Here is a 21,132-nt window from a genome sequence, read left to right as displayed (position 1 = left end):
GTACAATTGCATATAATAAGAGTTAAAACGAAATGTAGTTATAGATAGATCCGGCCAATGTCATATGATCAAACAGTGCTCTAATAAGGAGTTGTGTCAAATGAATAAAAGCACAGAAATACAACGTTCTTCAAAAGCAGAAACCATTCTATCTCAGATCCATAGTAAAACGAAGCTAGGCGACTTACGAAAAATCGCGAAGGACATAAAAAAAGATCACGAACTAGCTATGGAGCTTTGGTCAACCGGAGAGTATTTGCCCAGACTATTAGCCATCTTAATTATGGACAAAAAGCTTCTTTCTCAAGATGTGTTAAATCAGCTTGATAAGGATATGCAGACTCACACGCTTGATGAGCGAAATAACTTAATGGATTGGTTAATGGCTAATCAGCTCACCAAAGACAAGAAGAACATTGCATTGATGGAGTCATGGGAAAGTAGTTCTTCTGCTCTTCAAAGGCGAGTTTTCTGGTATTATCAAGCGCGATTAAGATGGACTGGGAAAACACCGCCTGATAACACCGCAGAATTACTATCTGCAATAGAAGCCAATATTACGCAGGAAGAACCGGAAGTACAATGGGCTATGAATTTCACTGCAGGCTGGATAGGCGTTTATGATGAACAGTATCGAGCACGTTGTATAAAAATTGGTGAAAAAACGGGTCTTTACAAAGGTGAAATGGTATCCAAAGGATGTACGCCTGATTATTTGCCTGAGTTCATTACGATTGAAGTGAACAAACGAATGAATAAATAAGTAGTGCTTCCAGACCCTCTTTGCTCTTGGAGCAGGGAGGTTTTTTTATGAGTGTGGTCATGTTGACGAAGTTCTCAAGAAACGGTAAACATTTCTTTATATTAAAAATGAACGATTTTACCCAGTTAGTCGTATTAGAGAATGACTATGATTGTATGGAGTAGATCTCATGGATGAAAAGGATTTAATACGAAAGGCGAAAAAGGGAGATACGTTGGCACTTTCGAAACTGCTACAACAAAACTATTCGTTTCTCTTAAAGTATTTAATGAAAGTCACCCTTCATCCACAGATCGCAGAAGATTTAACACAAGAGACGATGATGAAGAGTGTTGAAAAAATCCAACTGTATAATGGTGAATCCAAGTTTTCTTCATGGCTCATTACTATTGCAACGAACCTTTTCATCGATCAACAGCGTAGAAAGAAGCGGGAAAAGAACTGGCTAGAGCAGGAACAAGCGCTTCGAAAAATGAAGTGGAATGCAGCTAATATGAACGAAGAATGGATAGATGTCCTTGATGTACTTGCTCAAATGAATGAAGAAGTACGTATGCCAATCGTGTTAAAGCATTATTACGGATATTCATATGAGGAAATTGGAAAGATGATGGGCATTGCAGAAGGCACAGTGAAATCTCGAGTTTCAAATGGTCTAAAAAGTGTACGGAAGGAGTTGGCTAAACTTGAAGGACTATGATTCTAGAAATAATCATTCTACGTTGGATGATGAAGATGAATTAACAGTTAAGCAAGTAACAGATGGTTTAGACAAGCTGGATCAATGGAATTCAGTATCTACTCCAAACTTACAATGGTTTCAGCAACATGTTGAAGTAGAGAAAAAAGAATACGAAAAAAACAATGGAAAGACCTCCTCATGTTTATCTCTGTTGCAGTCCTTGTGCTTTCAGTTGTGATTGCTGTCGTTTATCGTCAGCCCATTCTTTTTCTGTATTTTCAACTCCTAGGAATTATCTTATTGCCCTTGGCTCTTTACAAACCTAGAAAGAAGGTCAGTAATGAATGATCGCAGATGAACTAAGTAGCATACCGCTTTTTTTAAGGATCTTGATTGCACTCATTCTGATTTGCCAGGGCTCATGGATGTTTTGGGATGCACGGAAGAGGGGACACAATGCTTGGTTATGGGGCTTCTTAGGCCTTATTCAATTTCCGACGTATCTCATTATTTATCTTATATTTGCAAGGAAAATATTTAAAAGAAAGGTCTCAGGATCAAATTCCTGAGACCTTTTTTTATTTTTTCTAGAGTGAACGATCAGGCGAACGTAATCGTATTAAGGGTAAATAAATTATTTGGAGGAGAAAAATGAATGAACTGTTTAATGCAATCCCATGGTCAGTGATTGCGCCAATTCTTATCTTGCAATGTATTCTTATGATTATCGCATTAGTTTCTTGTATTAGAGAAGAAAAAACGAACGGACCAAAATGGGTATGGATTCTTATTATTCTCTTTATCAACTTAATAGGACCCGTGCTTTATTTTGTTGTTGGAAGGAGAAATGATTAATGGAATTACTCCTGGCAAACGATTTAGTGAAAAGATTTGGACAGACGAATGCAGTCAAAGGAATTAATTTTCATATTGAAGAAGGCAGGTGCGTGTCATTACTTGGACCAAATGGCGCAGGAAAAACAACGACATTAAAAATGCTATCCGGATTGTTGGAACCGACTTCAGGCAGTATTGAGTTTAAAGGGGAGAAAGCAAAGGATTTAAGGGAGTTTATTGGGTATTTACCTCAATATCCTGCTTTCTATCATTGGATGAGTGGAGAGGAGTTTCTTGTTTTTTCAGGGCAATTAGCAAAGCTGGACGCAAGCAAGCAGAAAAAAGAAGTGATGAATTACTTGAACGAGTGGGCCTAACGGATGCGAAGAAAAGAAAAATAGGTGGTTATTCTGGCGGAATGAAGCAGCGCCTTGGATTGGCACAAGCACTAATCCATCGTCCGAAACTACTTATTTTAGATGAGCCTGTTTCAGCACTCGATCCACTTGGGAGACGGGAAGTGCTGGACATGATGAGAGAGATTAAAGAGGAAACAACCATTCTCTTCTCAACTCATGTCCTTCACGATGCAGAAGAAATAAGTGACGACATTCTTATCATGCATGCCGGGGAAATTGCGATATCAGGTAGCATGGGAAGTGTAATGGATGCGTATCGACAACCTATATTACAAATCGAATTTGAATCACAGGCTACCGAATGGCTAAAGAGCATAGCAAGTTATAGCTTTGTAACCGAAGTAAACATACAAGGTAATAAAGCCAGCATCGTATTAAACGATATGGTAAATGGAAAGCAAACAGTATTAAAAGAGATAGTGGATAGAAACCTTCCGATTCGTGCGTTCAAAATGTCTCAAACAACATTAGAAGATTTATTTATGAAAGTGGTGAAGGCATGAGACAATGGGCAGTACTTTATCGAAAAGAAATGACGGAAATGGCGCGAAATTATAAAATGTTTTGGGTTCCAATTGTCTTTATCTTACTAGGTGTCATGCAGCCGGTTAGTTCGTATTATATGCCAGAGCTGTTGGATACCTTTGGTGGACTACCAGAAGGGACAATCCTTGAAATGCCTACTCCAAATGGGGCAGAAGTATTAATGCAGGTTCTATCTAACTATGGGATGCTTGGTGTCTTAATTCTTGTGTTGAGTGCAATGGGTGTCGTTTCCGCAGAAAGACAAAGTGGAGTCGCAGCTATGGTTATGATTAAACCAGTTCCATATTCCTCGTATATAGTATCAAAATGGGTTGGCTTACTTACAATGACACTCATTTCGTTGTTTATCGGATATGCAGCTTCTTGGTATTATACGAATTTACTCATTGAGACAGTTGCTTTTGAGCGCATTCTTCAAAGTGTAGTGATCTACAGCATCTGGTTAGTTTTTGTTGTGACAGTGACGCTCTTTTTTAGCACGATCATGAAAGGAAATGGCAGTGTCGCTTTTGTTACAATCTTTGTGGTCTTTGCCCTGTCGACGGTTACATCCATTCTAGGAAAGTATATGAAATGGAGCCCGGCTACGATGACTGAGCACACAGGACAGGTCTTGTCGTCAGGAGAATTAGATTCTAGTTTCTTGCTTGCTTTTATGACAACGATTGCGATGATCATTGTCGTTCTGATTGCATCCATACAAATCTTTAAGCAAAAAGAGCTATCGTAATCTTTAATCAATGTTTTAAAGACCTTCATCCTTATGGATCGAGGTCTTTTTCTACATTCCAAACTATTTTTCAATAAAAATATACCTATTATCATCATTAATTTATTGATAAACGATAAATCTGGTGATATTATCTAATAGATACTAAACAAATGAGGTGCTTTTTATGAAACGAGAGACGCTCTTTTTGAAAGTGGCTGTTTTTCTCATTGGTAGTCCGGTGCTGGCGCTTTGTCTTTTTTGGGTGCCAGGTATTGTGGGTGATCGATCGATACTCGATCCGGAGATTAGTCTATGGAGATATCCGGTTATGATTGGTCTGTATGTAACGGCCATTGCATTTTTTATGGCGTTGTTTCAGTCGTTAAAGCTTCTAAGCTTTATTGATAAGAGTGAGGCATTTTCGGAGTTATCAGTGAGAGCATTAAAAATCATTATGACGTGTGCCATCATCATAAGTGCTTTTTATGTGGCTGTGCTGCCGCTGCTATATGTCATGGCAGATTCAAGTGATGCGCCAGGTATCATTGTGATTGGCTTAGTGATTTTATTTGCATCAACAATCATCGCGGTATTTGCTGCTGTGCTTAAGAAGCTTTTAAAAAATGCCATTGAGATAAAATCAGAAAATGACTTAACGGTCTGAGGTGAACAACATGGCGATTATTATTCATATTGATGTAATGCTTGCGAAACGAAAAATGAGTGTAACGGAGCTTTCAGAGAAGGTTGGTATTACAATGGCTAATCTGTCGGTTTTGAAAAATGGCAAGGCAAAAGCAATTAGGTTCTCAACACTTGAATCGATTTGTAACGCGTTAGAATGCCAGCCTGGAGATATTTTAGAATACAAAAGGAATGAAGATTAAGGGGGACGGTTCATGAACGCAATTCTACAGAAAGTAGAGAGTCGCATGTTAGGTGGGATTCTGCAGCTTGTTCGATTTGGCTTTGAGCAGGCGATGTCGTGTTTGTTTCCGGTTGTTATTTTTGCCTCGTTGGCTCTTACGCAGGTGATCCCACTGCCGTTCCTGCCGAGATATGATTGGTTGCTTATCATCTGTATAGGCATGCAATGGTGGATGGTGCGGGTTGGTCTTGAAACTCGTGATGAATTAAAGGTTATCACCTTGTTTCACTTGATTGGTCTAGCTCTTGAAATATTCAAAGTTCATATGGGTTCGTGGGCCTATCCTGAGCAAGGTTTCTTTAAGATTCTTGGTGTGCCTTTGTACAGCGGATTTATGTACGCGAGTGTGGCGAGTTATCTATGTCAGGCGTGGAGAAGACTTGATATACATTTAATCAAATGGCCACCATTTCTACTGGTTGTGCCTGTTGCTGCGGCGATTTATCTTAACTTTTTCACGCATCACTTTTGGATTGATATTCGTTGGTGGTTATCCGCACTTGTCATCATCGTCTTCTGGAAATCGTGGGTGTCTTATAAGATTGGTGACACGCGCTACCGGATGCCGATCGCATTTTCGTTTATCCTGATTGGGTTTTTTATATGGGTTGCTGAGAACATCGCCACGTTTTTTGGGGCATGGCAGTATCCGAACCAAACGGATATGTGGAGTCTGGTGCATCTAGGTAAGGTGAGTTCATGGTTATTATTAGTCATTGTGAGCTTTTTAATCGTCGCCACTTTAAAACGGGTGAAAGACAAAGCAGTCTCAGTAGAAGCTTCCGATTAGGGAGCTTTTTGTGTTACTTACTGGAATGATTTCCACTGCATGTGAAGAACAATTCCATCAAATACTACTTGTATGAGAGGAGCTGTTAGAAGGTGGAGATTATTACAACACTCGCAGATAAGAGACGTGAGAAGCGCTGGAATTTTGAGCGGAAGCTTCTTCAGGAAATTTCGTTAAAGGATATTGAAAAACAGTTTCACGAAACGTTTGCACCTGTTATTCCAAAAGAACACGCAACAAGACCTTTTTTGGTGGATCCGAGTTTAGATATTGGCATCGATGCTTATTTGCTTGGAGCAAATTATAGCCGTTTCTTCCAATACGGGGAGAGTGAGCAGCAAGCAAAGTCACGAGCTGAGGATGAACTAACGGATCTATCCTTTGATATGTTTAATTTATTGACTTGCTGGGTGCTTCAGGGGGAGCGATATGGCGATGCATTAGGCATTGCAAGCGACGTCTATGTCGATACGTTATGGCAGCGTGGTTTTCAAGCTGGAACAAAGCGCTACCGGTTAAAATTACATTAATTCATTGAACTCATGCTCATATTCTGATCCTTGTCCCAATATACATCTATGGAACGGGAGAAGGAGGATGTGACATGCGTTTAAAATGGATGAAAGTAATTCTTGGATCGCTCTGTGCAGCGGCCCTCTTTTATATCATACAAGATCAGCTTCAAAGTGATCGTTCCATTGGTTGCATATGCCATTATCACAGCGTGTAATTGTCATTGATGCAGGACATGGGGGCATGGATGGAGGAGCAGTTTCTGCTACAGGCCTTCTAGAAAAAGAAGCAACACTAGCTATTTCTAAAAAAGTACGCGATTACTTACAGGAGGCAGGAGCCATTGTTCTGTTAACAAGGGAAGAGGACGCTGACTTAGCCGAAGAGGGGACAAAACGAATCCGTACTCGGAAAACGGAAGACCTAAAGCGCAGAGTAGAGATCGTAAACGAATCAGATGCTGATTTGTTTATTAGTATCCATATGAACGCCATCCCATCACCCAAGTGGCGAGGAGCGCAGACCTTTTATCATCTGACTAACCCTCAGAATCAAGTCGTCGCAAAACTGATACAGGACGAATTGGTTCGAAACCTAGAGAATACCAACCGGATCGCCAAACCAATTCAGCATGTCTATTTACTAAAAGAAGCTGATATTCCAGGAGCACTTGTAGAGGCTGGTTTTTTGTCAAATCCAGAGGAAGCTGAACTTCTTGGAACAGAGGAGTACCAAGAAAGTGTAGCAGCGTCTATTTACCAAGGTATTCTACGATATTACTCAGGTGAGGAAGCCCCTAAATAGCAAAGCCAAATTGGTTTAAGCCTGTTTGGCTTCTATGCTATACTTAGTTTAGAAGCAGACAGGTACTGAGGAGAGGGGATCAATCATGTTAACAGAAGCAGCAGTTGTGGAAGCGCTCACCCGCGTGAAAGATCGCGATTTAAATAAAAGCATTACTGAAACAGGTGGAGTTCGTGAAATTAATATAACGGACAATAATGTTAGTGTGAAGATTGCCTTGGCACGAACGGGTACATCTGATCAAATGGAGATCCAACAAGAAGTGGTCAACATCCTTAAAGGAGAAGGCGCTGCATCTGTTGGTTTACGTTTTACAGAACTAACGGAGGATGAGATTAAAGCTCATGGCGGATTTGGCGAAGAACCTTTTGATGGTCCGGCCATTCTTTCCCCAAATAGTAAAACAACCTTTATCTCTGTAGCCAGTGGAAAAGGTGGAGTAGGAAAATCAACAGTGTCTGTCAACTTAGCGGTGGCACTAACCCGTCTAGGAAAAAAAGTCGGGATTATAGATGCGGACATTTATGGCTTTAGTGTACCGGATATGATGGGCATTGAAGAAAGACCTGTTGTACATAATGAACGAATTTACCCAGTTGAACGCTTTGGCGTGAAAGTGATTTCTATGGGCTTCTTTGTCGAGGACAATGCCCCGGTTATCTGGCGTGGCCCGATGCTTGGTAAAATGATTAATCAGTTTTTCTCCGAAGTCGAATGGGGCGAATTAGACTATCTCATCATGGACTTACCACCAGGTACAGGAGATGTGGCACTTGATCTTCATACAATGATTCCACAATCTAAGGAAATCCTTGTCACAACACCACACGCAACAGCCGCATTTGTTGCAGCACGTGCAGGTACAATGGCGATCAAAACCAACCACCAGATTTTTGGTGTCATTGAAAACATGGCTTACTTTGAAAGTAAAACCACAGGTGAGCGCGAATACGTTTTTGGACAAGGTGGGGGAATGAGACTAGCGGAAGAATTAAAAACAGAGGTGCTAGGACATATTCCTTTAGGGCAGCCTGTCATTGATGAAGATGATTTTGCGCCATCAATCTATGGCCCGGAGCACCCAATTGGCATTATTTATACAGAAGTTGCAAAAAAGGTATTGGACAAGCCACTACGCTAATTCAAAAAGCAGCAAAATCGATGGCGATTTTGCTGCTTTGTTTTTATCCTTCTGAATCTTTGTTGTTGTCGTCTTCTTTTTTTGATTGATTGGATTCTTCTGAGACCTTTTTTAACATTTCATTTAGCTTTTCTTGAAAATAAGGACTTTCAAAGTTCTCCTTTAAAACCGTATCCAGTTGCTCGCGGTATTCCTTCGTTTTCATCATTTCTATAGCGGCCTTTTCCATCTCCGGATCCTTTAACACATCCATTAGCATGCCTTGATATTCAGGGTCCTTCATCAACGTCTTAAGCATCTTCTCGTTTTCTTGCTGCATACTCTCGGCAAACGTTTTGGCGAACTCGGGATCCTTTAAGATCTCCTGCCAGTAGGATTTTCCTTTATCGGATGTAAGTGTATCTTCAATCGTTTTCTTCACCATTTCTTGATCCATGACAAACTCTTCACGCATGTCTTCCTCAGTCATTAACTCATGAATCGCTTGTTTGCCTTCGTCTGTCTTTAACATATCCACCATCATTTTTTTGGTGCCATCGTAGCTTGTATTAGAATTGTCGCTGTCATTAGACGCACAACCAGAAAAAAACAGGATGATACCAAGTCCAAGCGCAATGCAGCCTTTGTTCATTACACATACCTCCCTTCAGGATCTGCTATGCTTAATTTGAGATGAAATCGAAAAGAATATGCATCACATGCACATTAGATGTGGAAACATGTCGAACTCGTTGGTACAATTAGGATAGTTAGCTACATATACAATGGGGGATATCGTGTGAATAGCCGTAAAGTGGTTTTTTTATTTTGGAGTACCTTGCTTGTTGGAAGTATTACTGGGGGAATTGTAGGAAGCATTCTAAACTCTGATCGTTTGCTAGGTGGAGGATTTGCTAACTTTTTCTGGGGAGCCGTTTGGGCCATTGGAATTAGTGCAGCCTTTAGCTTAATTTCACAAATGGGATTTTTCGCGTACCTAACCCTACATCGTTTTGGACTTGGCATTTTTAAATCGGTTCGTTTATGGAACCGGATTCAAATGGTTGTTATTGCTTTTGTTGTGTTTGATTTATTTTATCTGCGTTATGCAGCTTTTGCTGAAGCTGGCGAGAGTATCTGGTCGTATATGGTCACTCCAGTGCTTTTATTAATATATGGACTAGTCATTGCAGCCATCAAAGCAAAAGACACCAATCGACAAGCGTTTATACAAGCACTGTTTTTTATTGTTGTTGTGACAACGATTGAATGGGTGCCGGCGCTAACAGCTAACGATCCAAAATGGCTTTGGATCTACTTCACGCCTTTATTAGCAGCAAATACCTGGCAGTTGTTAATCTTGCACCGATTAACAGGTAGCGGGAAGCAAGAGGCGAAAAAATAGTAAGTATACGTCCTGGCGTGTGGGACTGTATCGAATAAAAAAAGAAAAAGTCGTATGGGACATTTAGGTGGCCCATACGACTTTTTTATTATTTGACCTCACTACTTTCAGGTTCTGCTCCCGTCATAAGACTCTCAATAGACGAGAACGTAAATCCATTGTCACGTAAACCTTTGATAATGTCAGGTAATGCCTTGTCTGTTTGTTTAACTGTATCGGAAGCATGAAAAAGAATAACATCACCTGCAGTCGTTTGCTCTAAAACATTTTTGATAATCTGATCGGTACCAGGGTTCTGATAGTCTTTGGAATCAACACTCCAATGGATGATACTTAGGCCTTGTTTTTCGGCGATACCAAGGACCTCTTGATTAAAAGCTCCATTAGGTGGGCGCAGAAGCACTGGTTTTTCTTCAGCGAATTCAGTGAGAACCTGTTGCCCTCGTTGGATATCCTGGCTCACTTTGGTTTGGTCCCAAGTATCATAGCTCTTATACTGATAGCCGTGGTTACCAATTGTGTAGCCGCGATCGTGAATGCTAGTAGCTAATTCAGGATACCTTTCTGCCCATGACGCGGAGAGAAAGAAGGTAGCTTCTTCTACATCTGCATTTTCAAGAATATCAAGTATGGGGGTTAAGCGTTCTTCACCCAGCTAACATTAAACGTTAAAGCAACATGTTTTTCATCTGTTTCTGAACGATAAAAAGCCTGTGGACCACTATCGGTTGTAAAAACATTAACAGAGTTTCTCTCTAAATAGAGCCAAGCGAGCTGCAAAAAAGGCAGCGACCATAATAATGGATAATGCTTTCCAGTTACGTGCATTAATAACCCAGATTCCCTTCACCACCCTCGCCCCTTCTTGTTGTTTCTACTCAACTTATGCAGAGCAGGACAAGATATGAATAAAAAGAGCAAAAATAGAAAAGACTTAATGCTATTGTGTGAAGATATGTTGATGGGTGAGGTGCTGACTATGTTTGGAGTTATGTTGCATGCAAAAGAAGCTCAAGAAATCGAATATTTATTAAAGAGAGAAATGGAAGAAATCCTACTTGATCTATCAGATCCTCGTATAGATGATATCGTAAAGCGTGTGATGCGTGAGAAATACCATGTTATTTATGGTTTATACAAGCGCTTTGTTTCTCCAAAAGACCGCATTAAATATGCATTAGCCATAGCAGAACGAAAATAAATGTCGTTTTTCGCATTTTTTTATAAATAAATGATTGACGTCTTTTGACGGGACGTGTTATATTCTTTAATACCGCCACAGAGACAGATTGTTGGCAAAAACATTTTTTGAAAAAGTTGTTGACTTTCAAAGTGAGTTGCGGTAAAGTATTAAAGGTCGCCACAAGCGATCACGAGTTCTTTGAAAACTGAACAAAAGCCAAGCGTACGAAGAGATACATGATATCTCATTAGTAACAAAAAAGTCGCAGGTAACACTGCGCAATTGGAAAGTTGATGGAGACATCAACGCCAGCAGTTGAGCAATCAACTCACCACTTTTATGGAGAGTTTGATCCTGGCTCAGGACGAACGCTTGGCGGCGTGCCTAATACATGCAAGTCGAGCGGACGTTTTTGAAGCTTGCTTCAAAAACGTTAGCGGCGGACGGGTGAGTAACACGTGGGCAACCTGCCTTATCGACTGGGATAACTCCGGGAAACCGGGGCTAATACCGGATAACATCTAGCACCTCCTGGTGCAAGATTAAAAGAGGGCCTTCGGGCTCTCACGGTGAGATGGGCCCGCGGCGCATTAGCTAGTTGGAGAGGTAATGGCTCCCCAAGGCGACGATGCGTAGCCGACCTGAGAGGGTGATCGGCCACACTGGGACTGAGACACGGCCCAGACTCCTACGGGAGGCAGCAGTAGGGAATCTTCCGCAATGGACGAAAGTCTGACGGAGCAACGCCGCGTGAGTGATGAAGGGTTTCGGCTCGTAAAGCTCTGTTATGAGGGAAGAACACGTACCGTTCGAATAGGGCGGTACCTTGACGGTACCTCATCAGAAAGCCACGGCTAACTACGTGCCAGCAGCCGCGGTAATACGTAGGTGGCAAGCGTTGTCCGGAATTATTGGGCGTAAAGCGCGCGCAGGCGGCCTTTTAAGTCTGATGTGAAATCTTGCGGCTCAACCGCAAGCGGTCATTGGAAACTGGGAGGCTTGAGTACAGAAGAGGAGAGTGGAATTCCACGTGTAGCGGTGAAATGCGTAGATATGTGGAGGAACACCAGTGGCGAAGGCGACTCTCTGGTCTGTAACTGACGCTGAGGCGCGAAAGCGTGGGGAGCAAACAGGATTAGATACCCTGGTAGTCCACGCCGTAAACGATGAGTGCTAGGTGTTAGGGGTTTCGATGCCCGTAGTGCCGAAGTTAACACATTAAGCACTCCGCCTGGGGAGTACGGCCGCAAGGCTGAAACTCAAAGGAATTGACGGGGGCCCGCACAAGCAGTGGAGCATGTGGTTTAATTCGAAGCAACGCGAAGAACCTTACCAGGTCTTGACATCCTTTGACCACTCTGGAGACAGAGCTTCCCCTTCGGGGGCAAAGTGACAGGTGGTGCATGGTTGTCGTCAGCTCGTGTCGTGAGATGTTGGGTTAAGTCCCGCAACGAGCGCAACCCTTGACCTTAGTTGCCAGCATTTAGTTGGGCACTCTAAGGTGACTGCCGGTGACAAACCGGAGGAAGGTGGGGATGACGTCAAATCATCATGCCCCTTATGACCTGGGCTACACACGTGCTACAATGGATGGTACAAAGGGTTGCGAAGCCGCGAGGTGAAGCCAATCCCATAAAGCCATTCTCAGTTCGGATTGTAGGCTGCAACTCGCCTGCATGAAGCTGGAATTGCTAGTAATCGCGGATCAGCATGCCGCGGTGAATACGTTCCCGGGCCTTGTACACACCGCCCGTCACACCACGAGAGTTTGTAACACCCGAAGTCGGTGAGGTAACCTTTTGGAGCCAGCCGCCGAAGGTGGGACAGATGATTGGGGTGAAGTCGTAACAAGGTAGCCGTATCGGAAGGTGCGGCTGGATCACCTCCTTTCTAGGGAGTAATACTTCTAGTCGATCACACAGGTTCGCCTGATGTGAATACGCTTTGGCTTTTGTTCGGTTTTGAATGAACTTCGTTCATTCTTTATAGACCGTTAGGAATGCAAGGATCCACGCTAAGTTCGCCACGTCCTGTGGCAACGCCTGGTACCCACATCCTGTCGGTATGGTTCTTTGAAAACTAAATCGTGCAATGCAAAACACACACACAACGCAATCATCTCTATAGATGTGAGCGAGTCTTTATATACACCATACTTGATGAATGGCATCGTCAGATGACCTGAAATCAAATTGGTTAAGTTAGAAAGGGCGCACGGTGAATGCCTTGGCACTAGGAGCCGAAGAAGGACGCGACGAACGGCGAAACGCCTCGGGGAGCTGTAAGTGAGCTTTGATCCGAGGATATCCGAATGGGGGAACCCACCATTTTTAATCGAATGGTACCCGTATCTGAATACATAGGATACGAGGAGGCAGACCCGGGGAACTGAAACATCTAAGTACCCGGAGGAAGAGAAAGAAAAATCGATTTCCTGAGTAGCGGCGAGCGAAACGGAAAGAGCCCAAACCTGAAGGCTTGCCTTCAGGGGTTGTAGGACATTCCATTGGAGTCATAAAGAAACGGAGTAGGTGAAGCATCTGGAAAGATGCGTCAAAGAGGGTAACAACCCCGTAGCCGAAACTTCGTTTCCTCCGGAGTGTATCCTGAGTACGGCGGGACACGTGAAACCCCGTCGGAATCCGGGAGGACCATCTCCCAAGGCTAAATACTACCTAGTGACCGATAGTGAACCAGTACCGTGAGGGAAAGGTGAAAAGCACCCCGGAAGGGGAGTGAAAGAGATCCTGAAACCGTGTGCCTACAACTAGTCAGAGCCCATTAACGGGTGATGGCGTGCCTTTTGTAGAATGAACCGGCGAGTTACGATGTCGTGCAAGGTTAAGCTGATGAGGCGGAGCCGTAGCGAAAGCGAGTCTGAATAGGGCGATTTGAGTACGCCGTCGTAGACCCGAAACCGAGTGATCTACCCATGTCCAGGGTGAAGTTCAGGTAACACTGAATGGAGGCCCGAACCCACGCATGTTGAAAAATGCGGGGATGAGGTGTGGGTAGGGGTGAAATGCCAATCGAACTCGGAAATAGCTGGTTCTCCCCGAAATAGCTTTAGGGCTAGCCTCGAGGGAAGAGTCTTGGAGGTAGAGCACTGATTGGACGAGGGGTCCCCACAGGATTACCGAATTCAGTCAAACTCCGAATGCCAAGTACTTATCCTCGGGAGTCAGACTGCGAGTGCTAAGATCCGTAGTCAAGAGGGAAACAGCCCAGACCATCAGCTAAGGTCCCAAAGTATACGTTAAGTGGCAAAGGATGTGGAGTTGCCCAGACAACCAGGATGTTGGCTTAGAAGCAGCCACCATTTAAAGAGTGCGTAATAGCTCACTGGTCGAGTGACTCTGCGCCGAAAATGTAACGGGGCTAAACGTATCACCGAAGCTATGGATGAACACCTTAGGTGTTCGTGGTAGGGGAGCGTTCCAAGGACAGCGAAGCTAGATCGTGAGGACTAGTGGAGTGCTTGGAAGTGAGAATGCCGGTATGAGTAGCGAAAAGAGGGGTGAGAATCCCCTCCGTCGAAAGCCCAAGGTTTCCTGAGGAAGGCTCGTCCGCTCAGGGTCAGTCGGGACCTAAGCCGAGGCTGAAAAGCGTAGGCGATGGACAACAGGTTGATATTCCTGTACCACCTCTCCACCGTTTGAGTAATGGGGGGACGCAGAAAGGTAGGGTGAGCGCGCTGATGGATATGCGCGTCTAAGCTGTTAGGCTGGAAAGTAGGCAAATCCGCTTTCCGTTCGGCTGAGCAGTGATAGCGAGGGAAATTTAGTACCGAAGTCCCTGATCCTCCGCTGCCTAGAAAAGCCTCTAGCGAGGTGGAAGGTGCCCGTACCGCAAACCGACACAGGTAGGCGAGAAGAGAATTCTAAGACGCGCGGGAGAACTCTCGTTAAGGAACTCGGCAAAATGACCCCGTAACTTCGGGAGAAGGGGTGCTCTATTAGGGTGCAAGCCCGAGAGAGCCGCAGTGAAAAGATCCAAGCGACTGTTTAGCAAAAACACAGGTCTCTGCGAAGCCGCAAGGCGAAGTATAGGGGCTGACACCTGCCCGGTGCTGGAAGGTTAAGAGGAGGGGTTATCCTTCGGGAGAAGCTCTGAATTGAAGCCCCAGTAAACGGCGGCCGTAACTATAACGGTCCTAAGGTAGCGAAATTCCTTGTCGGGTAAGTTCCGACCCGCACGAATGGTGTAACGATTTGGATACTGTCTCAACGAGAGACCCGGTGAAATTATAGTACCTGTGAAGATGCAGGTTACCCGCGACAGGACGGAAAGACCCCATGGAGCTTTACTGTAGCCTGATAGTGGATGTTGGTATCGTTTGTACAGGATAGGTAGGAGCCTTTGAAACCGGAGCGCCAGCTTCGGTGGAGGCATTGGTGGGATACTACCCTGACGGTGCTGACATTCTAACCTCGACCCGTGATCCGGGTCAGGGACATTGTCAGGTGGGCAGTTTGACTGGGGCGGTCGCCTCCTAAACAGTAACGGAGGCGCCCAAAGGTTCCCTCAGAATGGTTGGAAATCATTCGAAGAGTGCAAAGGCATAAGGGAGCTTGACTGCGAGACCTACAAGTCGAGCAGGGACGAAAGTCGGGCTTAGTGATCCGGCGGTGCCGAATGGAAGGGCCGTCGCTCAACGGATAAAAGCTACCCTGGGGATAACAGGCTTATCTCCCCCAAGAGTCCATATCGACGGGGAGGTTTGGCACCTCGATGTCGGCTCGTCGCATCCTGGGGCTGAAGTAGGTCCCAAGGGTTGGGCTGTTCGCCCATTAAAGCGGCACGCGAGCTGGGTTCAGAACGTCGTGAGACAGTTCGGTCCCTATCCGTCGCGGGCGCAGGAAATTTGAGAGGAGCTGTCCTTAGTACGAGAGGACCGGGATGGACACACCGCTGGTGTACCAGTTGTTCCGCCAGGAGCATCGCTGGGTAGCTACGTGTGGACGGGATAAGTGCTGAAAGCATCTAAGCATGAAGCCCCCCTCAAGATGAGATTTCCCATGGCGTAAGCCAGTAAGACCCCTTAGAGATGATGAGGTTGATAGGTCTGGAGTGGAAGCGTGGCAACACGTGGAGCGGACAGATACTAATCGGTCGAGGACTTATCCAACATGGTGAAAGACAGTGTGAGTAGCATAGAAACAGGAAGAAGAAGTCACTTCGGTGAATTCCTCCTCCTGTGGGCACGATTTGGTTTTGAGAGAATCTTTCTCTCAAGATGGACAACAAGCATCAAGTGATTCGAGGACACAAGGATTGGAGCGAAGGAGCGTATCTTTATACGTGACGGAGTGACAAGACGAAGTGGACGAAGAAGCGCGCCGATGATTGGCCGTCCAGGCATAGTCCGGTAGCAATAGCGAAGAGGTCACACCCGTTCCCATGCCGAACACGGCCGTTAAGCTCTTCTGCGTCAATGGTAGTTGGGGGCTTCCCCCTGCGAGAGTAGAACGTTGCCGGGCTTTTTTTTGTTTATACATATATTATTCCACAGTAGCTCAGTGGTAGAGCAATCGGCTGTTAACCGATCGGTCGTAGGTTCGAGTCCTACCTGTGGAGCCATTGCTTCCATAGCTCAGCAGGTAGAGCACCACCATGGTAAGGTGGGGGTCAGCGGTTCGAATCCGCTTGGAAGCTTTTATAGAAGTACTGATGTAGAAGGGTTTCTCCAATATTGGGGAAACTTTTTTTAATTAATATCAGTGACTTCTAACTTTTACTATAATAAAGAGTCTTTTTATTTTTGATTTAATATTACTTTCAAGTCCTATTAAAATCCCTCTTCTCTAAACTGAAGGCGGTGCATGCTTTAATTGTTCATTCTGTATAACTTTAACCATTGCAGTTATCATTCCTAGATGTGTACTTTCATGCGCAATTAAAACATGAACAAGGTCACCGATAACATTCGCTTGAAGTAAGTTGTCTGCAACAGGTTGTGTTAACTTACCGTCATAATGATCACATATCTCTATCAACTGACTTTTTAATTCATTTAAAATTAGTTCAATTTCTGGAGGTTGCTCCAACCAGTTTAACGGACTTGTGCCTGTCGCAAAAAAATCCTTATAATGATGTGGGATTCTTGAATCGCCGCCGGAATATTCGAATATTAATTCGTCCGTTAGCGTTAGCAAATGTCCAACCTGCCAATATAGATGGTTATTGAATCCTTTCGGGATATGTTTCATTTTATCTTTCGAAACGTCTTCTAAAACATTCAGTATTTGTTTTCTAATATCTGCAAACAAATTCAATACATAAGTAGTGGATATCTTAATCACCTATCGCTTCTAAGATTTCTATCTTACCTCCATATTGCAATTCTGGCCAACTATCAGTCAACGACTTTGCTTCTTCCAAAGAATCTGCTTCGATAATAGAAATGCCGAATATATCTCCAGAGTAATCTTTGATGGAATCTTGCGAAATAATTTTACTTCCACTTCCAGCAAAACGTACCTTCTCGTAACCCTTTTCCGTTAGATTGTCTAGCCATCTCCATAGTTCATCAACGTTTTGATCAAGCCTATCGTTTGGAACCTCGCCGCCTCTATAGATAAACAAAAATTTCAATCATATTCCCTCCTTATTTTTCAGTTGCATTTTGAAACTTAATTTATTATAATAATATTTAGATAATTAAGTCAAGGGGGATCTATGAATAATTTTAAACTGAGCAGAAGGTCGAATTGTCCTATTTCATTTTCTTTAGATTTGATAGGTGACTCGTGGTCACTCCTTATCATCAGAGACATTATATTTGCAGGAAAAAAAACTTTTGGGGAATTCCTTGCCTCAGATGAAGGCATTGCCAGAAACATACTATCGAATCGTTTGTCCCGTTTAGAGACAATAGGCTTGATTACTAAAAACCCGCATCCCGATGACAGGAGAAAAGACCTGTACGAATTAACGGAAGCGGGGTTGGATTTATTACCTGTCCTTTTTGAATTATCCTGCTTGGGAGCGAAGCACGAATCTGAAACTGCAGATACCCTAAATTGGTTGAATGATGTTCAGATGAACAAAGAAAGTTTGATTCAATTAATTCAGCAAACGGTTAAAAATGGAGGGTCTGTATTTACTGGTTCAGAGAGTGTAATGAATCAATTGGAGCGGAGAAAGTAACCTATCTAGCATTTATTGATTCGCGAATTTGAAGATAATATAACTTCTAGTAAGCTCGGAGGTCATTAATGAATGTTGTAATTTTTCTTGGTTCATTATTAGGATTACAATTAATTAGTGCTTTTATTTATATCGGAATCTTACTCGTCATTGCATGGGTCATTGGAAATATTTTAAATCGAGATGAAGATAAGTGGAGTAGATTTTTTGAGTTCCGAAAAGGCGCTTGTTTATATATCTTTATCATTTCACCGTATGTATTTGCCATGATTGCTTTGTTTTTTATTTGTATGGTATGGTTTGAATTCATCCGTTTTCCGAATGTCTTCATGAGTTCAATTATTGTTGTGGTACTCTGTTCTTTATTTGCAGTTTATCCTTTCACAAAATTAAAGGGTAAAATTATTGCTAAGGTTTAGAGATCTCTAAGTGAATGCTACTAAATAACGGGAGGTTTTACTATCGAATTATTTATAGATATTTTATTTACTTTAATGCCACTCATCATAGTCTCTGTGATTGTAGTCTTTGTGATTAAAAGGCTTGAATTTAAATACAAGCGAGGCACTCTAGGAAAGAAAAACTCGAAAAGCGCTCAACAATTATTAGATAGTTTAATACCACTGGGGATGCTAGTAGGTTCTAGTAGTGGTGTCTTTATCAGCCTGTTTTTTCAAATATCTCTCCTATCTGCAATGACTGTAGGACCTGGATTAGGTATGCTGTTGGGATACATTGCTTATGAAATCTATAGTAAGACGGAAGAAGTTTCTTCATAACCACATAAAAAAGCCTCCAGTAACTGACTTGGAGGCTTTTTGTTTGCTGCATTATTATAGTTTGTTTGCTGCATTATTATAGTTTGTTTGTTGAGGTTTTTAGTGCTTGTTTAGTTGGGTCTAGATATATGTCTAAGAACGTATCGTCTTCAAACTTGATTACAACAGCATGATCTGTGATTTCTACATCTGAAACAACTTTTCCTTTCAACTTCTCTGGTGTTGCGTTAAAAGTATGATTTTCCATATTTCTATCCTCCTTCTAGTTAAGCGATTTTCCTCATTACGAGTTCTACCGGTCCTCTATTAGATTTTACCCTCCATAAGACTGAAAAGACAACACTTCCCACGAAGAAGAGGCATGCATATAAAAATGTGAAGGAAAGGGATTGTTCTTCAAATCCATTAAATAGAATGACTCTGTTCATGGCAATTAGAATACCGATTCCAATGACTACGTGACTGACGTAATGAGTTAAGGTTAATTGACCTGTGTAGATAATGGAGCGAACAAGCATGTTTTTAGAGAGTTTCTCTGTTACGTACATTGAAAAAATAATGATCATCAGTGATGATGCTGTATTTGAGAGTAGATAGAATAGATTTGGAGGGAGAGGGCCAGTTTCAAATAAAAACTGTGTATCAACGACGTTTGTAAAAGAATACATAAGAATCTTAGATAGGAGTTCGGTTACGATAAGTGACAGCATACTTACGATGACGATCGTTTTTCTTATCGTGCTATCGACTAAGTTTAAGCGGCCTATCAACAACCCTATGAACAAAAAGCAGATCCATGGAAAGACAGGGTGATACCCATTAAACAACAAATTTCTCAAAAATCCAGTTACAGTCCAAAAATCAAGATACTCTAAAAATGGTTTAGTTGGACTCCAACCATTCAAGTAATTGAAGACAACTTGATAGAATTGAGCTACTAGAGAAAAGATGACGATTAACCATGTAATGAGTTTTGCGGATGAGAGGATTAATAATGTAGCAACAGCCATATAAACCCCGTAATAGTGTAAAATGTCTCCAAGCCCATCCTAGGCTATATAAAAGCATACCCAGAATAAATAAGAAGATGGACCTTTTAAACAAAGAAACCTTTACGGTTCGGATAACCTTTTTATCATCGGTTAATCGAGCTTTTTTAGTCATTAATGAAATGCCTATTCCTGCTAAAATGACAAAGGTTGCCGCAGCTCGCCCTTCGAATAAATTGGTGAACCAAACGAATATTGGGGAGCCATTTCCCTTTGCTCCTGTAACCACCACAAAGTTCATCAGTAACATACCGAACATAGCTAAGGCTCGTGCGAAATCTAAGCCTTCAATTCGGTTTTTATTGATATTATTGCTCATGATGTTCAACCCCACTGAGAACACTGTCTACAGCTTCTATCCAGATTTTTTTATAGTCTAATTTCATATCGGTTAAGATGAAATTCGTAATGTTATCAAAGACTAGAGCAAGCAATTGAGACTTAATTAAGATATTTTCGTCTTTGATCGCATTAATTTTTACAGCATAAGTTAATAGATCATAAAAGGTGTTTAAGAAATCTTGTTGGATTTTTAAAAGGCGTTCCGAATAATAAGTGTCACGAGAGGCAAGTAACATATACTGATTAAACAAATGATTAAAGTGGACGTCTTTTTCTTGATGACTAATGGCCGCTTCACCTAATTGATATAGGTTTTGCTTAAAGTTTGTAGTTGTAATGGTCTCTAATTCAACAGAAGTGAGGGATTGAATTTCCTGAACGATTTTGTCAAATAGATACTTAATTAATTCATCTTTGGACTTAAAGTAATAATAGATAGCTGGCTTAGATATCCCTATTTCTGAAGCGATACTGGACAAACTTGTTTGATCAAATCCTTTTTCAGAGAACATCACATAAGCCGTTTGGACAATTTCGTTGTACGTTTTTTCTTTATTTCGCATGATAACCAACCTCTCTTTTTTTATTTACTTACCGGTAAGTAAATTATATGCTTTTTAAATTTAAATGCAACCCTAAATTTAAAAAGGGTAGTGAGCGCATAGCAGGAATTGAATTCAAAAAAGGTTTGCAAATAGATTGCAAACCTTGAGTGGATGTAGGTATGAGATTCTCTAATGATCGAATTATACATTCTTCTTTCGTGTTGCCTTAATAATGTAAATGGCGCCTATAACGATTCCAATCACTAAACCCAATAAAACGAGGCTTGGTAACAGGTGCTAATGCCATATGTGTTCCTCCGATCATTCTCTTTTTAGAATATTATACCATGGAAATGGTGAGGGTATGTGTAAAATATAGTAAGTGTACTGTCGCTAATTTATTTTAACAATGGCTAACATCAAGAATATTACATAGATATTGAGCCTTACTAAGAACAATAGGCATAAAAGCAAGGCAGGAAGAGAACTTAGCAAGAAGCGAGAGGTGTTATAAAGAGAAATCGTTACATAATCAAAAGAGATTCGATTTAGACCAAGATTCAATG

At 42.2% G+C, this 21,132-nt stretch carries 25 protein-coding genes, 2 tRNA genes, 3 rRNA genes and 1 pseudogene; 24 read left to right on the top strand and 7 right to left on the bottom strand.

Annotation, left to right across the window (positions count from 1 at the left end):
* The first annotated feature begins 100 nt into the window (after positions 1 to 100).
* The 14 genes from NDM98_RS20910 (at position 101) to salA (ending at position 8,135) form a co-directional block, all read left to right on the top strand.
* Positions 101 to 763, top strand: a complete 663-nt coding sequence (locus tag NDM98_RS20910; protein ID WP_251611464.1) for a DNA alkylation repair protein — start codon at positions 101 to 103, stop codon at positions 761 to 763.
* 169 nt (positions 764 to 932) lie between these two features.
* Entirely contained in the window at positions 933 to 1,463 is a 531-nt protein-coding gene (sigY, locus tag NDM98_RS20905) for an RNA polymerase sigma factor SigY (protein WP_251611463.1), read from the top strand.
* On the top strand, positions 1,450 to 1,683 hold the full coding sequence (locus tag NDM98_RS20900) for a YxlC family protein (protein ID WP_251611462.1): 234 nt from the start codon (positions 1,450 to 1,452) through the stop codon (positions 1,681 to 1,683). Before sigY ends, NDM98_RS20900 begins: the two co-directional genes overlap by 14 nt.
* Positions 1,644 to 1,793: a hypothetical protein gene (locus NDM98_RS24775; protein WP_373370434.1), complete on the top strand. Its 150-nt coding sequence runs from the start codon at positions 1,644 to 1,646 to the stop codon at positions 1,791 to 1,793. Before NDM98_RS20900 ends, NDM98_RS24775 begins: the two co-directional genes overlap by 40 nt.
* Positions 1,794 to 2,096: 303 nt before the next feature.
* A complete protein-coding gene (locus NDM98_RS20890; RefSeq protein ID WP_251611460.1) occupies positions 2,097 to 2,300 on the top strand; it encodes a PLD nuclease N-terminal domain-containing protein in 204 nt (67 codons plus the stop codon).
* Positions 2,300 to 2,659 (top strand): ATP-binding cassette domain-containing protein, encoded by a 360-nt coding sequence (locus NDM98_RS24345; protein WP_307728923.1) that lies wholly within the window; start codon positions 2,300 to 2,302, stop codon positions 2,657 to 2,659. The genes NDM98_RS20890 and NDM98_RS24345 overlap by 1 nt, the downstream gene beginning before the upstream one ends.
* Complete coding sequence (locus tag NDM98_RS20885) at positions 2,650 to 3,204, top strand: ATP-binding protein DrrA1-3 family domain-containing protein (RefSeq protein ID WP_308807790.1); 555 nt, start codon at positions 2,650 to 2,652, stop codon at positions 3,202 to 3,204. Before NDM98_RS24345 ends, NDM98_RS20885 begins: the two co-directional genes overlap by 10 nt.
* Positions 3,201 to 3,977, top strand: a complete 777-nt coding sequence (locus NDM98_RS20880) for an ABC transporter permease (protein ID WP_251611459.1) — start codon at positions 3,201 to 3,203, stop codon at positions 3,975 to 3,977. Before NDM98_RS20885 ends, NDM98_RS20880 begins: the two co-directional genes overlap by 4 nt.
* A 166-nt stretch (positions 3,978 to 4,143) precedes the next feature.
* On the top strand, positions 4,144 to 4,623 hold the full coding sequence (locus NDM98_RS20875) for a DUF2975 domain-containing protein (RefSeq protein ID WP_251611458.1): 480 nt from the start codon (positions 4,144 to 4,146) through the stop codon (positions 4,621 to 4,623).
* A gap of 10 nt (positions 4,624 to 4,633) precedes the next feature.
* Positions 4,634 to 4,846 carry a helix-turn-helix domain-containing protein gene (locus tag NDM98_RS20870; protein ID WP_251611457.1) on the top strand — a complete coding sequence of 71 codons (213 nt, stop codon included), beginning with the start codon at positions 4,634 to 4,636 and terminating at the stop codon, positions 4,844 to 4,846.
* Between the two features lie 12 nt (positions 4,847 to 4,858).
* Positions 4,859 to 5,677 carry a DUF817 domain-containing protein gene (locus NDM98_RS20865; protein ID WP_251611456.1) on the top strand — a complete coding sequence of 273 codons (819 nt, stop codon included), beginning with the start codon at positions 4,859 to 4,861 and terminating at the stop codon, positions 5,675 to 5,677.
* Between the two features lie 92 nt (positions 5,678 to 5,769).
* Entirely contained in the window at positions 5,770 to 6,207 is a 438-nt protein-coding gene (locus NDM98_RS20860; protein WP_251611455.1) for a DUF2521 family protein, read from the top strand.
* A 178-nt stretch (positions 6,208 to 6,385) separates the two neighbouring features.
* The gene (cwlD, locus tag NDM98_RS20855; RefSeq protein WP_307728920.1) at positions 6,386 to 6,994 is read left to right on the top strand and encodes an N-acetylmuramoyl-L-alanine amidase CwlD; all 609 of its coding nucleotides are present in this window, start codon (positions 6,386 to 6,388) and stop codon (positions 6,992 to 6,994) included.
* Positions 6,995 to 7,079: 85 nt separating this feature from the next.
* A complete protein-coding gene (gene salA, locus NDM98_RS20850) occupies positions 7,080 to 8,135 on the top strand; it encodes an iron-sulfur carrier protein/transcriptional regulator SalA (RefSeq protein WP_251611454.1) in 1,056 nt (351 codons plus the stop codon).
* A gap of 43 nt (positions 8,136 to 8,178) precedes the next feature.
* Here salA and gerD read toward each other — a convergent pair whose 3' ends face one another.
* Positions 8,179 to 8,766, bottom strand: coding sequence for a spore germination lipoprotein GerD (gene gerD, locus NDM98_RS20845; protein ID WP_251611453.1), 588 nt, complete (start codon positions 8,764 to 8,766; stop codon positions 8,179 to 8,181).
* A gap of 147 nt (positions 8,767 to 8,913) precedes the next feature.
* On the opposite strand from gerD, the gene NDM98_RS20840 reads away from it, so the two are divergent.
* Positions 8,914 to 9,519, top strand: a complete 606-nt coding sequence (locus NDM98_RS20840) for a KinB-signaling pathway activation protein (RefSeq protein WP_251611452.1) — start codon at positions 8,914 to 8,916, stop codon at positions 9,517 to 9,519.
* A gap of 88 nt (positions 9,520 to 9,607) precedes the next feature.
* Here the strand turns inward: NDM98_RS20840 and NDM98_RS20835 are convergent, their stop codons facing one another.
* Positions 9,608 to 10,150, bottom strand: coding sequence for a polysaccharide deacetylase family protein (locus NDM98_RS20835; protein WP_308807793.1), 543 nt, complete (start codon positions 10,148 to 10,150; stop codon positions 9,608 to 9,610).
* Positions 10,151 to 10,423: 273 nt separating this feature from the next.
* Between NDM98_RS20835 and NDM98_RS20830 the strand changes: the two genes are divergently transcribed.
* The 6 genes from NDM98_RS20830 (at position 10,424) to NDM98_RS20805 (ending at position 16,357) form a co-directional block, all read left to right on the top strand.
* Positions 10,424 to 10,720: a hypothetical protein gene (locus NDM98_RS20830; RefSeq protein ID WP_307728919.1), complete on the top strand. Its 297-nt coding sequence runs from the start codon at positions 10,424 to 10,426 to the stop codon at positions 10,718 to 10,720.
* Between the two features lie 318 nt (positions 10,721 to 11,038).
* Positions 11,039 to 12,592 (top strand): 16S ribosomal RNA (locus tag NDM98_RS20825).
* A gap of 304 nt (positions 12,593 to 12,896) precedes the next feature.
* Positions 12,897 to 15,830: ribosomal RNA gene (locus NDM98_RS20820) — 23S ribosomal RNA — on the top strand.
* 236 nt (positions 15,831 to 16,066) lie between these two features.
* A 5S ribosomal RNA gene (gene rrf, locus NDM98_RS20815) occupies positions 16,067 to 16,182 on the top strand.
* The 16S, 23S and 5S rRNA genes sit together here with 2 tRNA genes alongside, the layout of an rRNA operon.
* A 25-nt stretch (positions 16,183 to 16,207) precedes the next feature.
* Positions 16,208 to 16,282, top strand: a tRNA-Asn gene (locus NDM98_RS20810).
* 2 nt (positions 16,283 to 16,284) lie between these two features.
* Positions 16,285 to 16,357, top strand: a tRNA-Thr gene (locus tag NDM98_RS20805).
* A gap of 149 nt (positions 16,358 to 16,506) precedes the next feature.
* Here NDM98_RS20805 and NDM98_RS20800 read toward each other — a convergent pair.
* Together NDM98_RS20800 and NDM98_RS20795 are read right to left on the bottom strand one after the other, a co-directional pair.
* The gene (locus NDM98_RS20800) at positions 16,507 to 17,004 is read right to left on the bottom strand and encodes a DinB family protein (RefSeq protein WP_308807787.1); all 498 of its coding nucleotides are present in this window, start codon (positions 17,002 to 17,004) and stop codon (positions 16,507 to 16,509) included.
* The gene (locus tag NDM98_RS20795) at positions 16,997 to 17,296 is read right to left on the bottom strand and encodes a YciI family protein (RefSeq protein WP_251611450.1); all 300 of its coding nucleotides are present in this window, start codon (positions 17,294 to 17,296) and stop codon (positions 16,997 to 16,999) included. The genes NDM98_RS20800 and NDM98_RS20795 overlap by 8 nt, the downstream gene beginning before the upstream one ends.
* Before the next feature lie 84 nt (positions 17,297 to 17,380).
* Between NDM98_RS20795 and NDM98_RS20790 the strand changes: the two genes are divergently transcribed.
* The 3 genes from NDM98_RS20790 (at position 17,381) to NDM98_RS20780 (ending at position 18,630) form a co-directional block, all read left to right on the top strand.
* Complete coding sequence (locus NDM98_RS20790; protein ID WP_251611449.1) at positions 17,381 to 17,851, top strand: winged helix-turn-helix transcriptional regulator; 471 nt, start codon at positions 17,381 to 17,383, stop codon at positions 17,849 to 17,851.
* A gap of 68 nt (positions 17,852 to 17,919) precedes the next feature.
* Complete coding sequence (locus NDM98_RS20785; protein ID WP_251611448.1) at positions 17,920 to 18,270, top strand: hypothetical protein; 351 nt, start codon at positions 17,920 to 17,922, stop codon at positions 18,268 to 18,270.
* 75 nt (positions 18,271 to 18,345) lie between these two features.
* Complete coding sequence (locus NDM98_RS20780) at positions 18,346 to 18,630, top strand: hypothetical protein (RefSeq protein ID WP_251611447.1); 285 nt, start codon at positions 18,346 to 18,348, stop codon at positions 18,628 to 18,630.
* Positions 18,631 to 18,706: 76 nt separating this feature from the next.
* Here the strand turns inward: NDM98_RS20780 and NDM98_RS20775 are convergent, their stop codons facing one another.
* The 3 genes and pseudogenes from NDM98_RS20775 to NDM98_RS20765 all read right to left on the bottom strand — a co-directional run bounded on the left by NDM98_RS20775 (position 18,707) and on the right by NDM98_RS20765 (position 20,584).
* Positions 18,707 to 18,877 carry a hypothetical protein gene (locus NDM98_RS20775; RefSeq protein WP_251611446.1) on the bottom strand — a complete coding sequence of 57 codons (171 nt, stop codon included), beginning with the start codon at positions 18,875 to 18,877 and terminating at the stop codon, positions 18,707 to 18,709.
* A gap of 19 nt (positions 18,878 to 18,896) precedes the next feature.
* Positions 18,897 to 19,998, bottom strand: a pseudogene (locus NDM98_RS20770) (DUF418 domain-containing protein).
* On the bottom strand, positions 19,988 to 20,584 hold the full coding sequence (locus tag NDM98_RS20765) for a TetR/AcrR family transcriptional regulator (protein WP_251611445.1): 597 nt from the start codon (positions 20,582 to 20,584) through the stop codon (positions 19,988 to 19,990). Before NDM98_RS20765 ends, NDM98_RS20770 begins: the two are co-directional and overlap by 11 nt.
* Between the last annotated feature and the right edge of the window lie 548 nt (positions 20,585 to 21,132).

The organism is Alkalicoccobacillus plakortidis, from assembly GCF_023703085.1.
GTDB classification, from domain to species: Bacteria; Bacillota; Bacilli; order Bacillales; family Bacillaceae_D; genus Alkalicoccobacillus; species Alkalicoccobacillus plakortidis.
Note: the sequence above shows the minus strand (reverse complement) of the source record. Positions and strands in the feature narration are given on the sequence as shown.